The following is a 2,834-nucleotide window of genomic DNA, read 5'->3' on the forward strand; positions in this document are numbered from 1 at the left end:
ACGCGGGAGACCAGTGCATCCACCACCGTTCGGGATGCGCCAGTTGACCAGGATTGGGTACAAGACTCACTCCTGCTCACTGACTAGGAACGGTGTGCCAGCATCTACTGTGACGGCTGGGACCGGTGACGGCAGGCGACGGCCCTTCGGTCCACTCCCGCCGCTTGATTGCAAGGAGCCTTCGATCGTCCCTGTGTGCGCCCTGCGGGGTGAAATCCGCACACCAAATGTGCAACCGCCACACGGGGTGTGGTGGATCTGCACATGTGCCTGCCGGATGGCGCTCTGTTGATATGGAATTTCCAGTTCGGAACCACCGTGGCAATACCCGTCACCTCCCGGTGCCATGGAGCGTGTAGAGAGGTTGTCCTCAATCCGTGTTCAGGTCTGCACGGATGAGCAATCTGTGCAATGAACTCCTGTGGTGGGAGCACCGATTGACTGGATGCTTGGTGCGCTCCGTGATTTGATCCTTGCGCCGTCAGGGCCGCGCGAAGGGTTTCCGAAACGGATGTCGCACGCCTGCGGCAGCGGCCCGCCGTCTGTCCCCGCGGGGCCGCTCACTCCTTGTGGAAGATCCATGTGAAGGGAAGTCCCGTGATGAACTCCGCTCCCCAGGTTCAGACCGTTGAGATCTCCGACGCCGAGCTCGACAACGTCTCCGGTGGCCTGAGCCCGCACGTCGGCGTCATCGCCGGCCCGATGGCGATCACCGACTCGGATGTCCTGGCCCAGGTCGACGCCGTCAAGAACGAGGCCCTGGGTGCCATCGGCCAGTTCCACCAGGCCGGCGTCTTCGCCTCCTTCTGATCGGCAGCCTGACTACCTACTGATGAGCTGTCGGCAGTCGTCGACGTTACTCACCATTGAGCGCCCTCCCCTGCCCCAAGACGGCCGGGGAGGGCGCTCATGTATGGGCGGCGACGCCGCCTTGTAAGGGTGACAGTCAGGCACGGCCGGCACGCATCTCAATCCTCCTGGTCTTGCCACCGATATCGGTGGCCTGTGCTTTCAGAACTCGCCATTCAATGGCGGGCGAAGAGCCGCAGCCCGGCCTCGCGCTTGCCGATAACCTCATCCGTGCAGATCATGCGGCGTGTTGGTACTCGTGGGGAATGCCGCCGAGGCGGTCGCCCTCGTACATCAAGGCGAGCCATCTCCTCCGGATCGACGATCGACACAGGCAGGCACCAACGGCGGTTCACTCGCCTACCGCGGCAGCCTCACAACACCTCCATTGGCATGGCATTGACCAGCAAGAGACGACGGCCACATGGTGAATCCATCTGGTTGGCAATTGATCTGACGTGCCGTCTGTCAATGCCGTTTTTCGTCATGTAGCCCTTCCGAACTGTCTGAGACCGCACGGAGGCTTGACCTCGATTCTTCAGCGGGGTTGGGCTGCTGATTGACTCGGCGGTTCGCCCGTAATGTCCTCCTGCCGTGTGAGGCGGGCCGTCGCATGACGCTGCGGGTGCGCCGGGTTCCACGGGCCCGGGGTGCTGCCGGTTGTCCTCCTTCCTGGTCCTCGTCGGGTCGGGGTGCGGTCGTCAGGTGACGATGGCAGGCAGGTCGGGCAGTCGTTGCCAGCATGTGGTGAAGGCCTTCGCCCAGGGCCCAATGCCCGGAAGTTAAGCGGAAACGCCGCAGGTCAAATCGGCGCCAGTGGTCGTGGTCATGGCGTCGTGATGGTTCGGAGCGTAGGCCAACGCCGCTACGAGGCAGGGCCCTTGGGTGGAGCTGGAACGGGACCCCCGGTGGAAGCATGGAGAACGACCAAGTAATCCTGCTTCGGGGGTCCCGTTGCTCGGCAAGTGTGCCATGTCGGTGTTCACGCGTACCATCACGACTGCCCGCGGTCTGTACTCGCCCGGCCATCTGGGGGAGTTGACGCAGTATGTGCCCTTCGAGCTCGTGGAGGACGTGCTGGGCCAGACGCGCCGGGTTCAGCAGCGGCTGCGGCTGCTGCCCTCGCGGGTCGGGGTCTACTTCGTGCTGGCCCTGGCGCTCTTCCCGTCGCTGGGGTACGCGCGAGTGTGGGGCAAGCTCATCGCCGGCCTACCGGCCGACCTGCGCATCGTCCCCTCGGAACGTGCGCTGGGGGAGGTCCGACGCCGGCTGGGACCGACACCGTTCCGGCTCCTGTTCGAGGTACTGGCGGGGCCCCTGGCTCCGCCGGACGCCCCCGGGGTGCGCTATCGGCAGTGGCGGACCGTGGCCTTCGACGGGTGCAGCTCGATCAGGACCCCCGACCGGCCGGGGCTGCGTGCGGTACTGGGAAAGACCCGCAACCAACTCGGAGACGCCGGCTACCCGGCACTGCGCCTGACGGCACTGTGCGAGACGGGCACACGCGGCCTGCTCGCGGCGACCTTCGGGCCTTGCTCTGTGGGTGAACTGGCCGCTGCCACCACGTTGTTGCCAGCGCTGAATCCGCAGATGCTGCTGCTGGCCGACCGGGGATTCGACTCCGACGCGTTCCTCGGCGCGGTGTCCGCCACCGGGGCCCAGTATCTGATCCGTCTCCGCTCCGCCCGCCGCCCACTCGTCGAAACGGTCCTGTCCGACGGGTCCTATCTCACCCACATCGACGGCCGCCCCGTGCGGATCATCGAGGCCACGGTCACCGCCACCTGTGCCGACGGCCAGCGGATCGGTGACTCCTACCTGCTGGCCACGAGTCTGCTCGATCCCGCCAGCGACCCGGCTGCCACCCTCGTACGCCTCTACCACGAACGGTGGGGTGCGACACGATGTCGCACGAGTTTGAGTGAATTACCTGAAGGAGGACGGTGGTTGCTGCCGACAGGATAGTTCCGGGCCAGTGCTCAAGG

Annotated in this window: 2 protein-coding genes; both read left to right on the forward strand. The window is 65.3% G+C overall.

The features are described 5' to 3' along the window. The first annotated feature begins 600 nt into the window (after nucleotides 1-600). Complete coding sequence (locus tag ACWDA7_RS51805; protein ID WP_450615054.1) at nucleotides 601-810, forward strand: hypothetical protein; 210 nt, start codon at nucleotides 601-603, stop codon at nucleotides 808-810. Between the two features lie 1,017 nt (nucleotides 811-1,827). Next, on the forward strand, nucleotides 1,828-2,814 hold the full coding sequence (locus ACWDA7_RS51810; protein WP_450615055.1) for a transposase domain-containing protein: 987 nt from the start codon (nucleotides 1,828-1,830) through the stop codon (nucleotides 2,812-2,814). Nucleotides 2,815-2,834: the final 20 nt, after the last annotated feature.

The sequence above is a fragment of the Streptomyces sp. NPDC001156 genome, from assembly GCF_053598275.1.